The organism is Bradyrhizobium sp. 63_E2_N1_3 (genome assembly GCF_052076005.1).
Lineage (GTDB): Bacteria > Pseudomonadota > Alphaproteobacteria > Rhizobiales > Xanthobacteraceae > Bradyrhizobium > Bradyrhizobium barranii.
On record NZ_CP197235.1, the window covers coordinates 6,676,051 to 6,693,800 of the forward strand.

Consider the following 17,750-nt stretch of genomic DNA (forward strand, 5'->3'; position numbering starts at 1 on the left):
GCTAACAGCGGCCGGGGAGTCAATCGAATTGGTGCTCATCCGGATTCGTAAGCTGAATCAAAGGGATTCCACGATGGACGTACAACGCAAGCTGGAGATTCTGGCTGATGCCGCCAAATACGATGCGTCGTGCGCCTCCAGCGGCACCGAGAAGCGGGATTCCAGCGACGGCAAGGGCATGGGCTCGACCGCACCGGGCATGGGCATCTGCCATTCCTACGCGCCGGACGGACGCTGCATCTCGCTGCTCAAAGTGCTCCTGACCAACGCCTGCAATTACAACTGCCTTTATTGCGTCAACCGCGCCTCTTCCAACGTGCCGCGTGCCCGCTTCACCATCGACGAAGTGGTCAAGCTCACGCTCGACTTCTACCGGCGCAATTACATCGAGGGCTTGTTTCTCTCCTCCGGCATCATCCGCAGCCCCGACTACACCATGGAGCAGGTGGTCAGCGTCGCGCGCAAACTGCGCGAGGAGCATCACTTTCGCGGCTACATCCATCTCAAGACCATTCCCGAGGCCGACGACGCGCTGATCGCGGAAGCCGGCAAATATGCAGATCGCCTCTCCATCAACATCGAGATGCCTGAGGAGACGAGCCTGCAGCAATACGCACCGGAAAAGGATGTGCGCGCGATCCGCCGCACCATGGGCCGGCTGCGGCTGAAGCTCGACGAGGCTGAGGAAAACCGCAGCACAAAGACGAAGGCGAGGCCGCAGCGCTTCGCGCCCGCCGGACAGGGCACGCAGATGATCGTCGGCGCCGACGCGGCCTCCGATCACACCATTCTCCACACCAGCTCCAATCTCTATGGCTCCTACAGGCTGCGGCGCGTCTATTACTCCGCCTTCAGCCCGATCCCCGATGCCAGCCGCGCTTTGCCTCTGGTACAGCCGCCGCTGCTGCGCGAGCACCGGCTCTACCAGGCCGACTGGCTGATGCGGTTCTACGGTTTCGACGTTGCGGAGATCGTCGATGACAACGCGATGCTGCCGCTCGACATCGATCCGAAGCTCGCCTGGGCGCTGCGCCATCGCGACCGCTTCCCGCTCGACGTCAACCGCGCCAGCCGCGAGGAGCTGTTGCGCGTGCCCGGCTTCGGCACCAAGGCGGTCGAACGCATCATCGCGACCCGGCGCACCACCACGATCCGCCTCTCCGATCTCGCGCGGCTGCACGTGCCCCGCAACAAGGCGCTGCCTTTCATCGTCCTCAGCGATCACCGCCCCGCGCCGCACCGCCTCGACGAGGCGCGGCTGATCGAACGGTTCAAGCCGAAGGCAACACAACTGGGGTTTGGCTTCTGATGCAGTACATCACCCTCGACACCGAAACCGATTTCGACGGCTGGCGCAAAGCCGCGCGGTCGCTCGTGCTGCATCATGTGCCGCCAACCGATGCCACCTGGACCGTACAAGGCGGCGAAGCCGAGCTGTTCGCACCGCCCGCGCCGTCTCCGATATTTGAGGTGAACGACGGCACCTTCAACGTCTCGGCAAAATTCGTCGAGCTCGCCAAGGCCGCGATCCTGCATCGCGACGGCGAGCGCTTTGCGATCCTCTATCGCCTGCTCTGGCGCTTGAAAGACAATCACGATCTCATCGAGGTCGCGACCGATCCCGATGTCGCGCAAGTCACCGCCATGGCAAGAGCAGTCCATCGCGACGAGCACAAGATGCATGCCTTCGTGCGCTTCCGCGAGATCGGACGCGAGCGCGCGGCGCATTACGTCGCCTGGTTCGAGCCGGAGCATCACATCGTCGAGCTTGCCGCGCCGTTCTTTGCCAAGCGCTTCGCCGACATGCCCTGGTCGATCCTGACACCCGATCTGTGTGCGCATTGGGACGGCCACGCGCTCTCGTTCACGTCGGGCGTGAGCAAGAACGAAGCACCCGGCGAAGACCGGTTGGAGGAAACCTGGCGGCGCTACTACGCCAGCATCTTCAATCCGGCGCGGCTGAAGGTGAAGGCAATGCAGACGGAGATGCCGAAGAAATACTGGAGGAACCTGCCCGAGGCGTCGATCATTAAGCCCTTGATCGAGGACGCCGAGCGCATGACCGGCGCCATGATCGCCAATGCCGCAACCGATCCGCACAAGCCCCAGAAGCGGCCGGAGGCTCCGATGCCACGCAAGCTGGCTGCCGACGATCTCGAAGCGCTCCGCGAGGAGGCCGCGCATTGCCGCGCCTGCCCGCTCTACAAGGACGCGACGCAGACCGTGTTCGGCGAGGGCCCGAAAGACGCGACCATCATGCTGGTCGGCGAGCAGCCCGGCGACAAGGAAGACCTCGCCGGCCACCCCTTCGTCGGCCCGGCCGGCCAGATGCTCGACCGTGCGCTTCAGGAAGCCGGCGTCGACCGCAACAAGGTCTACGTCACCAACGCGGTCAAGCACTTCAAATTCGTGCCGCGCGGAAAGATCCGTCTGCACCAGAAGCCGGCGACGCCGGAGATCCGGGCGTGCCGGCAATGGTACGAGCGGGAAGTTTCGGCAATCCAGCCCGAGCTCATCGTGGCAATGGGCGCCACCGCCGCGCAAAGCGTGTTCGGCAAGATCATCCCGATCGGCAAGACCCGTGGCCGGCTCATAGACCTGCCCGACGGCCGCAAGGCGCTGGTGACGGTGCACCCGTCCTATCTGCTCCGACTGCCCGATCCGGAAGCCAAAGTGCTGGAATATCAGCGCTTTGTCGAAGACCTGAAGATTGCCGCCGGCTTGCAGAAGAAAGCCGCACGCGCCGCCTAAATACTGGCAAATACTGGAGGGAAAGCGACTTTACGACGCAGCTGTCATCCAGCCTTCAAATCCATCGCGGACAATAGCCCTTCAAATTAGTTAAGGGGCGTCCAAAAATGACAGATGTTGCATTCGACCGTGCGGTAGGCGATCCGACGCCTGTCCAGCCGGCTTCCAGGCCAAATCTCGACAAGGGTTTTAACCCGCTCACGATGATCCTGTTCTTCGGCATCCTTGCCGCAGGCCTGCTGTTCGTTGCCTACAGCATCTATGTCGACGTCAACGCGACCGGCACGAAGGTGACGACCTTCCTGCCCTACATCCTCTTGTTCGTCGCGCTGCTGATCGCGCTCGGCTTCGAATTCGTCAACGGCTTCCACGACACCGCCAACGCGGTGGCGACCGTGATCTACACCCATTCGCTGCCGGCTGAATTCGCGGTGATGTGGTCGGGCTTCTTCAACTTCCTCGGCGTGCTGCTGTCCTCCGGCGCGGTCGCGTTCGGCATCGTCTCGCTGCTGCCGGTCGAGCTGATCCTCCAGGTCGGCTCCAGCGCCGGCTTCGCCATGGTGTTCGCACTCTTGATCGCCGCGATCATCTGGAACCTCGGTACCTGGTATTTCGGCCTGCCCGCCTCCTCCTCGCACACGCTGATCGGCTCGATCATCGGCGTCGGCATCGCCAATGCCGTCATGCGCGGCCGCGACGGCACCTCGGGCGTCGACTGGAGCAAGGCCACCGAGATCGGCTACGCGCTGCTGCTGTCGCCGCTGTTCGGTTTCATCTGCGCCGCCGTGCTGCTGCTGCTGCTCAAGTTCATCGTGCGCAACCCTGCGCTCTATGCCGCGCCCGAAGGCAACAAGGCGCCGCCGCTGTGGATCCGCGGCCTGCTGATCGCAACCTGCACCGGCGTCAGCTTCGCCCACGGCTCGAACGACGGCCAGAAGGGCATGGGCCTGATCATGCTGATCCTGATCGGCACCGTGCCGACCGCTTACGCGCTTAACCGCGCGCTGCCGGAGAGCCAGGTCGCCCAGTTCCAGAAGGTCTCGGACGCAGCCTCCAAGGTGATCGCGGCCAAGGGCGCCGGTCACTCGATCATCGGCGATCCCCGTCCTGCGGTGACGCAGTACATCACCTCGCACCACATCAGCGAAGGCACCTACCCCTCGCTGTCGGTGCTGGTGAAGGATGTCGGCGACCAGGTCGCGAAGTACGGCTCGCTCAACAAGGTACCGGCGGAAGTGGTCGGCAACACCCGTAACGACATGTACCTGACCTCGGAAGCGATCCGCTTCCTGATGAAGGACAAGGAAAACGACCTCAACAAGGAAGAGGTCGCGACCTTGAACGCCTACAAGGGCGGCCTCGATAGCGCCACGAAGTTCATCCCGACCTGGGTGAAGGTCGCCGTCGCCATCGCGCTCGGCCTCGGCACCATGGTCGGCTGGAAGCGCATCGTCGTCACCGTCGGTGAGAAGATCGGCAAGACCCATCTCACCTACGCACAGGGCGCCTCCGCCGAGCTGGTCGCCGCCGCCACGATCGGCGCCGCCGACGTGTTCGGCCTGCCGGTCTCGACCACCCACGTGCTGTCGTCCGGCGTCGCCGGCACCATGGCCGCGAACGGCTCGGGCCTGCAGATGGCGACCATCCGCAACCTGCTGATGGCCTGGGTGCTGACGCTGCCCTGCGCGATCGCGCTGTCGGCCACGCTGTATGTGATCTTCTCGCAGATTTTCTGAGCCGATCATTCCGCAAAGACAAAGGGCCCGTGCGATGCACGGGCCCTCTTCGTTTGTGCTTCGGTTCGGCGTTAAGACGCCGCGAGCGACTCCTCGACCAGCTTGACCCAATAGGACGTACCGAACACGATCGCCTCGTCGTTGAAATTGTAGGCGGGGTGATGCAGACCGGCGCTGTCGCCGTTGCCGCAGAAGATGAACGCGCCGGGCCGCGCTTCCAGCATGTAGGCGAAATCCTCGCCGCCCATCAGCGGCGGCATCTCGTGCACATTGGCCTCGCCGGCAACGTTCCTGGCGATGCGCCGCGCCACCTCGGTCTCCGCGGCGTGGTTGTTCACGACAGGGTAGTTGCGCTTGTAGTGCAGGTCGATCTTGGCACCGGTGATCTGCGCCACGCCCGCCACCACTTCGTGCACGCGCTTCTCGACCAGCTTGCGCACCTCCGGCGACAACGTGCGGATGGTGCCCCTCAACGTCGCAGTCTGCGGAATGACGTTGCGGGCATTGCCGGCGTGGAATTCGCAGATCGAGATCACGGCCGATTCCAGCGGATCGACGCTGCGGGCGACGATCGACTGCAGCGCGGTGATCACCTGCGCGCCGACCAGCACGGAATCGATGCACTTGTGCGGACGCGCGGCATGGCCGCCGAGGCCCTCGATCATGATGTCGACCTCGTCGGTCGCCGCCATGATCGGGCCCGGCCGGATCGCGAACGAGCCGATCGGGATGCCCGGGCCGTTGTGCATGCCGTAGACCTGCTCGATGCCGAAGCGCTCCATCAGGCCGTCCTTGACCATGGCCGCGCCGCCGGCGCCGCCCTCCTCGGCAGGCTGGAAGATCACCACAGCATCGCCGGCGAAGTTGCGGGTCTCGGCGAGGTAGCGGGCCGCACCGAGCAGCATCGCGGTGTGGCCGTCATGGCCACAGGCGTGCATCTTGCCCGGAGTCTTGGAGGCGTAAGGCAGGTTGGTCTGCTCGTCGACGGGCAGCGCGTCCATGTCGGCACGCATGCCGATCACCTTGAGCCCGTCGCCGGCCGGCTTGCTGCCCTTGATCACGCCGACCACGCCGGTCTGCCCGAGGCCGGTCACAACCTCGTCGCAGCCGAACTCGCGCAGCCGGTCCGCAACGAATGCTGCGGTGCGGTGAACATCGTACAGCAGCTCCGGATGCTGGTGGATGTCCCGGCGCCAGGCCTGAATATCGGGTTGGAGGTCGGCGACGCGGTTCACGATGGGCATGGAGGGTCTCAAGCCTTGTTGGGAATACAGGACTGTCTACCATGCAAGCACCAGTCCACCTAACTCCCGTGGATCGAGGGTCCCCTGTGCTCTCGTCATGGCCGGGCTTGTCACCAGCTTGTCTTGGCCATCCACGTCTGACTATTAGGACGGAAAGCGCGTGGATGCCCCGGACAAGCCCGGGCATGACGCCTGTTTGGGTGGAAGCAGAATGCCGAGGCGCCTCGAAGGTGAGTTTGACTACATTGTCGTCGGAGCCGGCACGGCCGGCTGCATCATCGCCAACCGCCTCTCGGCCGTATCAGGGAATCGCGTCCTCATTCTCGAAGCCGGCGGCGACGACAACTGGATCTGGTTCCACATTCCGGTCGGCTATCTCTTCGCGATCGGCAATCCGCGCTCGGACTGGATGTTCAAGACCGAGGCGGAGCCGGGCCTGAACGGCCGCTCGCTGGCCTATCCCCGCGGCAAGGTGATCGGCGGCTCTTCGGCGATCAACGCCATGATCTCGATGCGCGGACAGGCCGCCGATTACGACCACTGGCGCCAGCTCGGCATGACCGGTTGGGGTTATGACGACGTGCTGCCGCTGTTCAAGAAACTCGAAGATCACTTCCTCGGTGCGAGCGAGCATCATGGCACCGGCGGCGGCTGGCGCATCGAGGCGCCACGGCTGTCATGGGCCGTTCTCGACGCCGTCGGCGACGCCGCCGAGGAGATGGGCATCAAGCGCATTCCCGATTTCAACACCGGCGACAACGAAGGCACCAGCTATTTCCACGTCAACCAGAAGCGCGGTCGGCGCTGGTCGTCCGCACGGGGCTTCCTCAAGCCGGCGCTGAACCGTCCCAACCTGCGGCTCGAGAAGAACGTGCTGGTCGACCGTCTCATCATCGAGCAGGGCCGCGCCGTCGGCGTGCGCTTCATCCAGAATGGCGAGGTCATCGAGGCGCGTGCCAAGCGCGAGGTGATCCTCTCGGCAGGCTCCATCGGCTCGGTGCAGGTGCTGCATCGCTCCGGCATTGGTCCCGCCGACTGGCTGTCGCCGCTCGGCATCGACATCGTGATGGACAAGCCCGGAATCGGTCGCAACCTCCAGGACCACCTCCAGCAGCGCGCGATCTACAAGGTCGAGGGCGTGCGCACGCTGAACGAGACCTACTACAATTTGTTCCGCCGTGGCCTGATGGGGCTCGACTACGCCTTCCGCCGTCGCGGACCGCTGACCATGGCGCCGTCGCAGCTCGGTATCTTCACCCGCTCCGACGCGACGCGCGCCCGCGCCAACATCCAGTTCCACGTGCAGCCGCTGTCGCTCGACAAGTTCGGTGATCCCCTGCACCGCTTCCCCGCGATCACGGTGAGCGCCTGCAATCTGCAGCCGACCTCGCGCGGCACGGTGCGGCTGCGCTCGGCGAGCGCGGACGAGAAGCCGATCATTGCGCCGAACTATTTGTCGACCGACGACGACCGCCAGGTCGGCGCCGACGCCATCCGGACCACGCGGCGACTGATGCAGCAGAAGGCGCTCGCCAAATATCGCCCGAGCGAATATCTGCCCGGCCCCACCGTCGGCGACGACGATGCCTCGCTCGCCAAGGCCGCCGGCGACATCGGCACCACCATCTTCCATCCCGTCGGCACCGCGAAGATGGGCGCGGCGAATGATCCGATGGCGGTGGTGGACGAGCGGCTGCGTTTCTACGGCCTGAGCGGCCTGCGCATTATCGACGCGTCGATCATGCCGACGATAACGTCAGGCAATACCAACACGCCGACCGCGATGATCGCCGAGAAGGGTGCGACGATGATTTTGGAGGATGCGAAGTAGCGCCCCAACCATGATCAGCCCGCATCTCTTTTCAATCGGCCCGGCCGACACAGAGATCGCCATGCTGCAATGGGGCGAGAGCGGGAGGCCGCCCGCGCTGCTCGTGCACGGCACCGGTTTCGTCGCCGACGTCTGGGACGAGGTCGCGCGCGAGCTTGCATCGAGCTACACCGTCTATGCGCTCGACCGCCGCGGCCACGGCGCGAGCCACAAGCCCGATGCCTATCATTTCCTTGATTATGCCGAGGATGTCTGCCGGGTGATCGATGCGCTCGATCTGCGCGACGTCTATGGCATCGGCCACAGCGCCGGCGCGACCGATCTTCTGCTCGCGACGAAACTTCGGCCCGGACGCTTCACACGCCTGTTCGTGATGGAGCCGACCGTGATGGACCCGCGCGCGGCGCGGCCCGGGGGATTGAACGAAGAGTCCCTCGCTCGCGTCCAGGGCACGCTGCGCCGGCGGGCCGAGTTCGACAGTGCCGACACCGTGTTCGAGCGCTACCGCGCTGCGCCGGCGTTTGCCGATTGGACCGAGACCTCGCTCCGGGCCTATGTCCAACACGGCTTCGTACCGCTGGAGAATGGCCGGGTTCGGCTTTGCTGCACGCCCGAGATCGAATTCGCAATCCTGCGTCCGATCTACGAGGCGATGGAGCAGGTCTATGTCGGCGATGCCCGCGGCAACCCGTTTGCAGGGCTCGCCGAGATCGAATGCCCCGTCCGCGTCGCGACCGCCGCGAAGTCGGGGCCGATCTACAAGGAGATGGCGCGACGCGCCGTGTCGCTGATTCCGCGTGTCAGCACGATGGTCTTTGAGGGTGCCGGGCACTGCGTGGCGCAGGAAGTGCCGGAACGCGTGGTAGCCGCCGTGCGGGAATTCGCGAAATAAGTCTCGCGCCCCGGACGCGCTGCAGCGTGCAACGCTGCTGCGCAGAGCCGGGGCCCAGACAACCCGAGCCGCGTGGGTCCCGGCTCTGCGGCGCACCGCCATAGCGCGTCGAAGACGCGCGTGAACGCGCTTTTGGGCGCTGCACCGCGTCCGGGACACGAGACCCTACCACCTCACGAAAACGTCATCGCATCCGGGAATAAGTCTCCCCCTCCCCCAATCACCTCCCCGAAGCCCAATTCCGGGCGAAGTGGAGACGTGCGATGAGCGGACACGATCACGGGGACGGCGTCAGCCGCCGCAAGGTGCTGGAATGCATGACCTGGGCCGGCACCGGGGTGCTCTGGACCATCACGGGCGGCGTGCCGCGCTCGCTCGGCATCATCGATTCCGCGCAGGCCGCGACCGCGGCCGCGCCCGGCATGACCTTCCTCCAGATCAGCGACAGCCATGTCGGCTTCGACAAGCCGGCGAACCCCAACGCGCTCGGCACGCTGGAGGAGGCCATCAACAAGATCAACGCAATGCCGGCAAAACCCTCCTTCATGATCCACACCGGCGACATCACGCACCTGTCGAAGGCCGCCGAGTTCGACAATGCCGACCGCATCATCTCGCAGAGCAAGCTCGACGTGCACTACGTGCCTGGCGAGCATGACTTTCTCGACGAGGAGGTGAAATTCTATCGCGAGCGTTACGGCCGCGGCACCAAGGGTGCAGGCTGGTATTCGTTCGACGCCGGCGGCGTACACTTCATCGGCCTCGTCAACGTCGTCGACCTCAAGGGCGGCGGTCTCGGCAATCTCGGCGCCGAGCAACTCGCCTGGCTCGAGGACGATCTGCGCGGCAAGTCGAAATCGACGCCGATCGTGCTGTTCGCGCATATCCCGCTTTGGACGGTCTATCCCGAATGGGGCTGGGGCACCGAGGACGGCGGCCGCGCGCTGGAACACGTGAAAGGCTTCGGCTCCGTCACCGTGCTGAACGGCCATATCCATCAGGTGATGCAGAAGGTCGAGGGCAACGTCACTTTCCACACCGCGCGCTCGACTGCGTTCCCGCAGCCCGCGCCGGGGACCGCGCCCTCGCCCGGACCAATGAAGGTCGAGGACGCAAAGCTGCGCGGCATGCTCGGCGTCGCCAGCATCAACTTCAAGCAGAACGAGCAGCGGCTCGCGATCATCGACACGCCACTGCAGGGTTGATCCAAGATTGAACGGAAAAAGGCTGAACGGAAGCTGACAATGAAAACACTCAATCGCCGCGACTTCGGTGTCGCCGTGGTCGCGGCCATCCTGTTGCCCGCAACGACGGCCCGTGCCGACGACATGGAAGTGCATATCGACAATTTCGTTTTCCAGCCGGCCGAGTTGAAGATCAAGCTCGGCACCACCGTGACCTGGACCAACCGGGACGACATCCCCCACACCGTGGTGTCGGCCGGCAAGTTCAGGTCCAAGGCCCTGGACACCGACGACAAGTTCTCGTTCACCTTCACCAATGCGGGCGACTACAAATATTTTTGTTCGTTGCACCCGCACATGACGGGGATGATCAAGGTTGAGTAACGTCTCAAACCAAGGCATCAACGTCTTGCCCGGCCGGTGGTCCCACGCCGGCCGGGCTCGTGTGCCTTCCGTCACACACGGGGACGAAACAAACAGGGACGAAACAACGCGACGCGCAGAACAAGAGGCAAAGCGAGGAGCGATGCCCGCCAACGACGATTTGCAGAAGGCGCAGCGCTTCCGCGAAGCCGCGCTGCCCTATCTCGACGACGTCTACACGCTCGCGCGCTATCTGCTGCGCGATGCCTCTGATGCCGAGGACGCGGTGCAGGAGTGCTATCTCCGCGCGCTGAAGCACTTCGACAGCTATCGCGGACCGGCGATGAAGCCCTGGCTGTTCGCGATCCTGCGCAACGTCTGCAACGCCGAATACGCGCGGCGCGCGCACAGGCCCAGCGCGATCGAGGATACGCCCGGCGCCGCCGAGCAGACGCCGATCTGGCAGGAGAGCGAGGCGAGCCCCGAGACCGAAGTGCTGCGCAGCCGCGATGCCGGCGCCATCCGCAAGCTGATCGACGCGCTCGCCGAACCGTTCAAGGAAACATTCGTGCTGCGGGAGATCAACAACCTGTCCTATCGTGAAATCGCCGAGGCCGTCGGCGCCCCCGTCGGCACCGTGATGTCCCGCCTCGCCCGCGCCCGCGCCATGCTGCGCGCGGCCTGGACGGCGGAAGAGGAGCACTCTCGATGACCTGCGACGAAGCAAAAATCCTGCTTCACGCGCTGCTCGACAACGAGCTCGATGCTGGCCACGCGCGCGAGGTCGAAGCCCACATTGCCAGTTGCCCGGACTGCGCCGCGGAGTTTGCCGCACAACGCGAGATGCAGCGCGTGCTCGCCGACACCGATTTGCGCTATGCTGCGCCGGCTAGCCTGCGCGCCCGGATCGAAGCCTCGCTGCCACAGCCGCAGCGCCGGCAACCGACCCGCCGCTCCGTGCTGCGCGGCTTTGCGATGGGCTCTGCCGTCTCCGCGCTCGCCGCCTCCGGCGTCGTCGCCGTGGTGCTGCGCCAGGACGACCAGCAGCGCATCCTGTCGGAGGTCGTCTCCGCGCATCTGCGCTCGCTTCAAGCCGGCCACCTCATCGACGTGGTTTCCACCGACCAGCACACCGTGAAGCCGTGGTTCAACGGCAAGCTCGACGTCGCCCCGCCCGTGATCGATCTCACCGCGCAAGGCTTCACGCTGGTCGGCGGCCGGCTCGACTATATCGACGCCCGCGCCATCGGCGCCGTCGTCTACAAGCGCCGGCAGCACGTGATCAATTTGTTCGTATCGCAGACATCGAACGCGGAATATCGCGCGCCGAAGACCGAGACCATGCAGGGCTTCAACTGCCGCCGCTGGGGCAATCGCGGCCTGAACTTCTGGGCCGTCAGCGATATCGGCGCCGACGAGCTCGCCGAATTCGTCGACAAGTTCGAGGCGGCGATGAAGGCGAATGTGGAGGGGTAACTGAAACCAGCGTCATTGCGAGCGGAGCGAAGCAATCCAGCCCGCATCCGCAGAGGGATACTGGATTGCTTCGCTTCGCTCGCAATGACGATTGCTGAGATAGATCGGCGAATTTACGCCGACCGCCGCACCGCGTTGTCCACCAGCGTCTTGCCGAGCGACCAGATCGCGCCGGGGACCTTGTGACTGCCGGCGATGACGTCGTCGAAGGCGCGCTCGATCCAGCCGCAGTCTTCCTCGGTGATGGTGAGCGGCGGCAGCAGCTTGATGGTGTGGCTGCCGTGACCGGCGACCTGCGTGAGGATCTTGTGGTCCTTGAACAGCGGCACGGTGATGAGCTGGCAGAACAGGCCCTTGTTGGCAGCTTCCAGCACGTTCCAGGACGCCCGGAGCCGCAGCGACTTCGGCGGGCCGAACTCGACGCCGATCATCAGGCCCTTGCCGCGCACTTCCTTCATCAGCTCGTAGCCGGGCACCATGCGCGTCAGCGCCAGGCGCAGCTCGGCGCCGCGCTTGGCGGCGGACTCGATCAGCTTCTCGGACTCCATGACGTCGAGCGTCGCGATGCCCGCGGCCATCGCCAGATCGTTCTTGGAGAAGGTGGAGCCGTGCACCACCGCGCGGTCCATCTGGTTGAAGATCTTGTCGAAGATGCTCTTGCGCGTCAGCACGGCACCGACCGGCACGTGGCCGCCGGACAGCGACTTCGACAGCAGCACCATGTCGGGCTCGACGTTCCAGTGCTCGACCGCCAGGAATCGGCCGGTGCGGCCCATGCCGGTCTGGATCTCGTCGGCGACGAACAGCGTGCCGTATTTCTTGCAGAGCGCGGCAGCGCCCGGCAGGAACTCGTCGGTGGGCATGTTGACGCCCTTGCCCTGGATCGGCTCGACGACGAAGGCCGCGACCTCGCGCGAGGCCAGCGCCTTTTCGAGCGCGGCGAGGTCGTTGAACGGAATTGAGGTGCAGCCGGGCAGCAGCGGCTCGAAGCCGGTGCGGAAGTTCGAATCACCTGTCAGCGACAGCGCGCCGTAGGTCAGGCCATGATAGCCGTGGGCGCAATAGACGATGCCGGGACGGCCGGTGGCGCCGCGCGCGAACTTGATTGCCGCTTCGACGCATTCGGCGCCGGAATTGGCGAAGAACGCCTTGTCGAGATAGGGGACGTATTTCAGCAGCCGCTCGGCGAGCACGCCGGCGAGCACCGAGACGTCGAACTGGACCAGATTGGGCAGGTCGGCATCGAGCACGCTCTTGAGCGCCTCGCGCATGACGGGGTGATTGCGCCCGATCGCGAACACGCCAAAGCCGGACAGCAGGTCGAGATAGCGCGCCCCCTCGCGATCGTAGAGGTACTGCCCCTGCCCCTTCTGGAAGCCGACATCGTAGCCGATGGTCTTGAGAACCCGAACGAACTGCTCGTTCAGATACCGATTATGCAGGGTGCTGCGCTGGGCCTGACGGTCCGCGAATAGCTGAGACATGTCTGGATTTGGGCTGTGCATCCGCTACATACTTCGCTTGAGGGCCGGCTCGTCAACTGAAAAGGGACCGTTACCGAAAACGGTCTGTGCGGCCTTTTGCCCTTTTTCGGACCATCTTCGCAAGCACAGCTTTAAACCATGTTGCACTGCCAAGGAACTATCATGCGTTTAGCCCTTTACACCGGACTAATACTGGCTGGTGGTTACACCTGCCTGACACCCGCGCTCGCCGCCGATCCCACCGGCGACTGGCGGGTCGCCGACGCCATCGCCAACATTCGTGTCGCCCAATGCAATGGCAGCATGTGGGGCGCGGTTTCCTGGGAAAAGCAGCCCGGCGGCCGCGATGAATACAATCCGGATGCGTCGAAAAAGACCAGGCCGACGCTGGGCATGGCGACCCTGATCGACATGAAGAAGAAGCCCGGCGTCGATCAGTGGGAAGGGCAGGTCTACAACGCCAAGGACGGCCAGCTCTACAGCGCAACCATCACGACCGTCGGCACCGACCAGCTCGAAATCAAGGGCTGCGTGATGGGCTTCCTCTGCGGCGGCGAGACCTGGACCCGCGTCGCCCCGCCGATTCCTTTGAGCACCGCCAACGCCATGGCCAAGGGCGCGCCAAAGCCCACCGGCGCGGCGCCGAAAGTCCAAGGCAACAACGGCGGCACCACAGGCGGCCCGACAACAGGCGGCACGACCGGCGCCAGCGCCCCAGCGCCGGCCCCTGCCCCCGCAGCCCAGAAGACCGCTACCACCGCCAAGCCCGGTCAGAAGAACGCCGCCGACCCGGTCGGCGACATCTGCCTACTCCCTGAGATTGCGGGGTTTGCCCATTAGGGCCGGCTGGAACAGCAGCACTGCGGCAAGCGTCGTCACCAGCGAGAGTGCGAGCAGCTTGCCCATGCTGGACGTTCCGGGGTGGCTCGACAGCCACAGGCTGCCGAACGCGGTCGCCGTCGTCAGCGCGCTGAAAAAGATTGCGCGCGTCAGGCTGGTCTGCAGCAGGTTTGTCCTGCCAGAGCGCCAGGCCACGACATAATAGATCTTGAAGGCGACGCCGACGCCGAGCAGCAGCGGGAACGCGACGATGTTGGCGAAGTTGAGCGGCAGGCCGATCAACACGCAGATTTCGAGCGTAACCGCGCCGGCGACCAGCAGCGGCACCAGCGTCATCAGCACGTCGACGAACCGCCGCAGCGTGATCCAAAGCAACAGGCCGATCACCAGCAGCGCGTAGATGCCGGCGTGGATGAACGCCTTCACCACGGTGTCACCGGATTTCAGGATCGAGACCGGCCCGCCGATCGCGGTCGGCTCGGCAGCGAGCACGGCGGCTGCAAATTTGCGCAGCGTGTCGTTGTCATTGGGATCGCCCTTCGGCTGCGCCTCGACGCGGATGATCCCGTCCTTGCTCTTCCAGGCGCTGACGAGCTCGGGGGGCAGTGAGGCCAGGGTGACCGGCCCGGCCTGCATCGCGTTCCTGAGCTGGCCGAACGCGATCTTCAGCGGCGTGACGAACACGTCCTGCGCCTTGTTCCGCGTGGCCTCGTCGCCATTGGCGAGCTTTTCGAGCGCGTCCGCCAGCCGGCGCGAGGCGACGGCGCCCGGGCCCTTCGTGTCACCGGCGGTCCGGCGCAGATTGTCGACCGAGGATTTCAACGCCTCGACGTTTTCCTTGTCCGTTGGCGCAGCGTCGACCTGGTCAGGATTGAGCGCGGGGTTGAGCACCTTGGCGCCCTGCGCGAGCAGCTTCAGCTTTGGCGCCTGGTCGGTCGGCACGAAGCTGTCGAGCGACATCACGCGCAGCACCTCCGGCACCTTCTCCAGCTTCGCCTCGACCTGCCTCGCCTGCTCCTCGGACGTGGTCATCACGTTGATGGCATTGGCGCCGGTGTTCGGATCCTTGCGCAAATCGAGGAAGGTCGCGATCGACTCGGCCTTCGGGTTGCGCAGGTTCATCGGGTTGAAGTCGAACTTCAGGAAGTAGAGCAGCGGCAGACCGGCGAGCGCCAGCAGCAACGTGCCGCCCACGACCAGCACACGGTGCTTCTCCAGAAAGTAATCGAGCGGCGCCAGGAAGGCATAACCGACGGGCTCCTGCTCACCGGGCGGGTTCAACAGCTTCAGCATTGCGGGCAGTACGGTGATGCTGGAGAGGAACGCCACCAGCATGCCGACGCCGGCGATCTGGCCGAGCTCGGAGATGCCCTTGTAATCGGTGGGCAGGAAACAGAGGAAGCCGGCGGCGGTCGCCATTGCCGCCAGCGACAGCGGCACCGCGGAGCGCTTGGCGGCAAGCACCAGCGCGCCGGAGAGATCGTTGTGCTTGTAGCGCTCCGAGCGGTAGCGGACGCTGTACTGGATACCAAAATCGACGCCCAGTCCCACGAACAGTACGGCGAACGCGATCGACAGCAAATTGAACGAGCCGACCATCATCAGGCCGGCAGCGGTCGTCAGCGCAAGGCCGACGAAGAGATTGACGAACACCGCGAAAATGATCTTCGACGAGTGCAGCGCCATCCACAGGATGAGCAGCACGACCAGCACAGTCCCGACGCCGTTGACGACGGCGCCTTCCTGGACGGTGGCGTATTCCTCGTTGGCGATCGGGACCGGACCGGTCAGTCGCACTCGTGCCTGGTACTTGTTCGCAAAATCCAGATCAACTGCCGCCTTGCGGATCGCGTCGGTGGCGCCCTTGCCGGGCTCCAGCGCGTTGTAGTCCAGGATCGGCTTGAACTCGATGAAGGCGCGCTTATCGGAATCCGTCAGCGGCTCGTCGCTGACGAGCTCACGCCAGGAGAAGCTCGCTTTGCCCTTGTTGAGCACGGTCTCGACCGTTTGCGCGATCTGATTGAAGGGCCGCGCGGTATTGTCGAGCTTGACCTGGCCGCGCTTGACGCCGGCAAGTCCCGTCTCCAGCGCGCCGGTCAGGCCGCGGATCGAGGGATCACCGGCCATGATCTCGACCAGGGGCGCTGCGGATTCGAACTGGCTGGTGATCTTGCCGACCTCTTCGGTCGGCAGGAACAGCAAGCCGTTCTTCTCAAAGAACTCGCCGGTGCCGAGCTGCTGCATCGACTGGAAGTCGGTCTTGTTGTCCTTCAGCTTGGCGAAGAGCGCATCCGCTGCCGCGGTCGCCATCTCCGGCGTCCTGGCCTCGACGACCGCGAGAATCGTCGCGTCGCGGTCGAAGGCACGGTCGAACTGCTGGTCGCGCTGGCGCCAGTCCAAATTCTGGGCAATCAGCGAATTGATGTCGGTGTTGATGGCGAAATGCTTAGACGTGTAATAGCCCGCCCCGACCGAAAGCAGGAGCCCGAGAACGACGACGAGGGAGGCAAACCGGGTGCAGGCCCTGACGATGGCAACGACTACGCTTTGCAGCATCTTTTCTTTCTGCGGTTAACAGCTTGCCGGAAACGCCCGCTGTTTATCGGAGTTCCCCGGCGAAACCTATTGCTGTTTTGAGTGGTTCTCGCCGCACGAAGGTTCGAGGTAAACGGCGACAGACCTAGGCAAAATCATGCGGGGCGGTCGGTATAGCCGGTGACTTGAGGCGGGAAAGTGGCGAAGCGGTGAGCACAAATGTCGCCATTTTGCTCAGAGCGCATGCCCTATTATAATACCGCGGATGCGCACGGTAACGGAACCAGGGTTTCATCCGGTCTTTCCTTTTTGCCGATTTTTTGACACAAAGTGCTGTGCCTCCATGCGCCGGGGCCCAAGTAGGGTGGGCGGTTACCGCGTGCGCGAAACCAATGGTGCGGTTATTGCAACTCATTGGACAGTATCGAAGTGCCGCCGGGGACTTGAGAAGCGGATTGGTGCAAATTGCGTGATGGGCGTCCTATGGAAGTTTATCTAGCGCAGCCGCGCGGCTTTTGCGCGGGCGTGGTGCGTGCGATCGAGATCGTGGAACGGGCGCTGGAGAAGTACGGCCCGCCCGTCTACGTGCGCCACGAGATCGTGCACAACAAGTACGTGGTCGAGAGCCTGAAGAACAAGGGCGCGATCTTCGTCGAGGAACTGTCCGAGGTTCCGCCGAAAGCCGTGACCGTTTTCAGTGCCCATGGCGTCGCCCGCAGCGTCGAGGAAGAGGCTGCCGCGCGCGACCTTCCGGTGCTCAATGCCACCTGCCCCCTGGTCACGAAAGTTCACAATCAGGGGAAACGCTACATCTCCAGGGGCCGCACCCTGATCCTGATCGGCCATGCCGGCCACCCCGAGGTCGAGGGCACGATGGGCCAGGTTCCCGCCCCGGTGCTGCTTGTCCAAAGCGTTGAAGAGGTTAAGGCCTTGACGCTGCAGGCGGATACGCCAGTGGCCTACATCACCCAGACCACCCTGTCGGTCGACGACACCAAGGACATTATTGCGGCCCTCCAGGCCCGCTTTACAGATATTCAAGGCCCGGATATCCGGGATATCTGCTATGCGACACAGAACCGCCAATCTGCGGTAAGGGACTTGAGCAAGCTGGTCGACGTGATCTTGGTGGTGGGCGCTGCCAATAGCTCGAACTCGAACCGGCTCCGCGAAATCGGCACTGAGGCCGGCGTCGCGAGTTATTTGATTGCCGACGGCAGCGCGCTCAATCCGGAGTGGTTGAAAGATGCCAAGACCGTCGGCGTCACGGCCGGCGCTTCGGCGCCTGAGGTACTCGTGGATGACGTGATCGAAGCGATGCGGCGGATCGGACCAGTCAAGGTCTCGGTGCTGCCGGGCCGCGAGGAAAACATCGAATTCCGGCTTCCGGCCGAACTGGCTGCGAGCTGACCCA

General features: G+C 64.4%; 14 protein-coding genes. 11 read left to right on the forward strand and 3 right to left on the reverse strand.

Translation table 11 applies throughout. The features are described from left to right. Window positions 1-73 precede the first annotated feature (73 nt). The 3 genes from AB7531_RS31845 to AB7531_RS31855 all read left to right on the forward strand — a co-directional run bounded on the left by AB7531_RS31845 (window position 74) and on the right by AB7531_RS31855 (window position 4,487). Window positions 74-1,309, forward strand: coding sequence for a putative DNA modification/repair radical SAM protein (locus AB7531_RS31845; protein WP_441280218.1), 1,236 nt, complete (start codon window positions 74-76; stop codon window positions 1,307-1,309). Continuing rightward, window positions 1,309-2,751 (forward strand): UdgX family uracil-DNA binding protein, encoded by a 1,443-nt coding sequence (locus AB7531_RS31850; RefSeq protein WP_354095224.1) that lies wholly within the window; start codon window positions 1,309-1,311, stop codon window positions 2,749-2,751. The genes AB7531_RS31845 and AB7531_RS31850 overlap by 1 nt, the downstream gene beginning before the upstream one ends. Window positions 2,752-2,858: 107 nt before the next feature. After that, entirely contained in the window at window positions 2,859-4,487 is a 1,629-nt protein-coding gene (locus AB7531_RS31855) for an inorganic phosphate transporter (protein WP_063984623.1), read from the forward strand. 71 nt (window positions 4,488-4,558) lie between these two features. On the opposite strand, the gene AB7531_RS31860 is transcribed toward AB7531_RS31855, so the two are convergent. Beyond that, window positions 4,559-5,731 (reverse strand): M20 aminoacylase family protein, encoded by a 1,173-nt coding sequence (locus tag AB7531_RS31860; RefSeq protein ID WP_063984624.1) that lies wholly within the window; start codon window positions 5,729-5,731, stop codon window positions 4,559-4,561. Between the two features lie 211 nt (window positions 5,732-5,942). On the opposite strand from AB7531_RS31860, the gene AB7531_RS31865 reads away from it, so the two are divergent. The 6 genes from AB7531_RS31865 to AB7531_RS31890 all read left to right on the forward strand — a co-directional run bounded on the left by AB7531_RS31865 (window position 5,943) and on the right by AB7531_RS31890 (window position 11,477). Beyond that, window positions 5,943-7,562 carry a GMC family oxidoreductase gene (locus AB7531_RS31865; protein WP_063984625.1) on the forward strand — a complete coding sequence of 540 codons (1,620 nt, stop codon included), beginning with the start codon at window positions 5,943-5,945 and terminating at the stop codon, window positions 7,560-7,562. Window positions 7,563-7,572: 10 nt separating this feature from the next. Further along, a complete protein-coding gene (locus AB7531_RS31870) occupies window positions 7,573-8,454 on the forward strand; it encodes an alpha/beta fold hydrolase (RefSeq protein ID WP_063984626.1) in 882 nt (293 codons plus the stop codon). A gap of 263 nt (window positions 8,455-8,717) precedes the next feature. Next, window positions 8,718-9,659, forward strand: coding sequence for a metallophosphoesterase family protein (locus AB7531_RS31875; RefSeq protein ID WP_063984627.1), 942 nt, complete (start codon window positions 8,718-8,720; stop codon window positions 9,657-9,659). A gap of 39 nt (window positions 9,660-9,698) precedes the next feature. Then, on the forward strand, window positions 9,699-10,022 hold the full coding sequence (locus AB7531_RS31880) for a cupredoxin domain-containing protein (RefSeq protein WP_028146964.1): 324 nt from the start codon (window positions 9,699-9,701) through the stop codon (window positions 10,020-10,022). Between the two features lie 142 nt (window positions 10,023-10,164). Then, entirely contained in the window at window positions 10,165-10,713 is a 549-nt protein-coding gene (locus AB7531_RS31885) for a sigma-70 family RNA polymerase sigma factor (protein WP_028146963.1), read from the forward strand. Then, window positions 10,710-11,477 carry an anti-sigma factor family protein gene (locus AB7531_RS31890; RefSeq protein WP_063984628.1) on the forward strand — a complete coding sequence of 256 codons (768 nt, stop codon included), beginning with the start codon at window positions 10,710-10,712 and terminating at the stop codon, window positions 11,475-11,477. Before AB7531_RS31885 ends, AB7531_RS31890 begins: the two co-directional genes overlap by 4 nt. A 113-nt stretch (window positions 11,478-11,590) precedes the next feature. Here AB7531_RS31890 and hpnO read toward each other — a convergent pair whose 3' ends face one another. Continuing rightward, window positions 11,591-12,982, reverse strand: coding sequence for an aminobacteriohopanetriol synthase HpnO (gene hpnO / locus AB7531_RS31895; protein ID WP_028146959.1), 1,392 nt, complete (start codon window positions 12,980-12,982; stop codon window positions 11,591-11,593). A 141-nt stretch (window positions 12,983-13,123) separates the two neighbouring features. On the opposite strand from hpnO, the gene AB7531_RS31900 reads away from it, so the two are divergent. Further along, window positions 13,124-13,801: a DUF2147 domain-containing protein gene (locus AB7531_RS31900; protein WP_441280219.1), complete on the forward strand. Its 678-nt coding sequence runs from the start codon at window positions 13,124-13,126 to the stop codon at window positions 13,799-13,801. Here the strand turns inward: AB7531_RS31900 and AB7531_RS31905 are convergent. Continuing rightward, window positions 13,769-16,357 carry an MMPL family transporter gene (locus tag AB7531_RS31905; protein WP_063984630.1) on the reverse strand — a complete coding sequence of 863 codons (2,589 nt, stop codon included), beginning with the start codon at window positions 16,355-16,357 and terminating at the stop codon, window positions 13,769-13,771. The two genes, AB7531_RS31900 and AB7531_RS31905, sit on opposite strands and share 33 nt — an antisense overlap. 462 nt (window positions 16,358-16,819) lie before the next feature. Here AB7531_RS31905 and ispH point away from each other — a divergent pair, with 462 nt between their 5' ends. Further along, window positions 16,820-17,746 carry a 4-hydroxy-3-methylbut-2-enyl diphosphate reductase gene (gene ispH, locus AB7531_RS31910; protein ID WP_063984631.1) on the forward strand — a complete coding sequence of 309 codons (927 nt, stop codon included), beginning with the start codon at window positions 16,820-16,822 and terminating at the stop codon, window positions 17,744-17,746. The last annotated feature ends 4 nt before the right edge of the window (window positions 17,747-17,750 follow it).

Excerpts from the sequence above, each read along its gene's own strand:
- AB7531_RS31900 (WP_441280219.1), top strand. The coding sequence starts at position 13,124 with ATGCGTTTAGCCCTTTACACCGGACTAATACTGGCTGGTGGTTACACC.
- AB7531_RS31870 (WP_063984626.1), top strand. The coding sequence starts at position 7,573 with ATGATCAGCCCGCATCTCTTTTCAATCGGCCCGGCCGACACAGAGATC.
- AB7531_RS31885 (WP_028146963.1), top strand. The coding sequence starts at position 10,165 with ATGCCCGCCAACGACGATTTGCAGAAGGCGCAGCGCTTCCGCGAAGCC.
- AB7531_RS31845 (WP_441280218.1), top strand. The coding sequence starts at position 74 with ATGGACGTACAACGCAAGCTGGAGATTCTGGCTGATGCCGCCAAATAC.
- AB7531_RS31880 (WP_028146964.1), top strand. The coding sequence starts at position 9,699 with ATGAAAACACTCAATCGCCGCGACTTCGGTGTCGCCGTGGTCGCGGCC.
- AB7531_RS31875 (WP_063984627.1), top strand. The coding sequence starts at position 8,718 with ATGAGCGGACACGATCACGGGGACGGCGTCAGCCGCCGCAAGGTGCTG.
- AB7531_RS31890 (WP_063984628.1), top strand. The coding sequence starts at position 10,710 with ATGACCTGCGACGAAGCAAAAATCCTGCTTCACGCGCTGCTCGACAAC.
- AB7531_RS31855 (WP_063984623.1), top strand. The coding sequence starts at position 2,859 with ATGACAGATGTTGCATTCGACCGTGCGGTAGGCGATCCGACGCCTGTC.
- AB7531_RS31850 (WP_354095224.1), top strand. The coding sequence starts at position 1,309 with ATGCAGTACATCACCCTCGACACCGAAACCGATTTCGACGGCTGGCGC.
- ispH (WP_063984631.1), top strand. The coding sequence starts at position 16,820 with ATGGAAGTTTATCTAGCGCAGCCGCGCGGCTTTTGCGCGGGCGTGGTG.
- hpnO (WP_028146959.1), bottom strand. The coding sequence starts at position 12,982 with ATGCACAGCCCAAATCCAGACATGTCTCAGCTATTCGCGGACCGTCAG.
- AB7531_RS31905 (WP_063984630.1), bottom strand. The coding sequence starts at position 16,357 with ATGCTGCAAAGCGTAGTCGTTGCCATCGTCAGGGCCTGCACCCGGTTT.
- AB7531_RS31865 (WP_063984625.1), top strand. The coding sequence starts at position 5,943 with ATGCCGAGGCGCCTCGAAGGTGAGTTTGACTACATTGTCGTCGGAGCC.
- AB7531_RS31860 (WP_063984624.1), bottom strand. The coding sequence starts at position 5,731 with ATGCCCATCGTGAACCGCGTCGCCGACCTCCAACCCGATATTCAGGCC.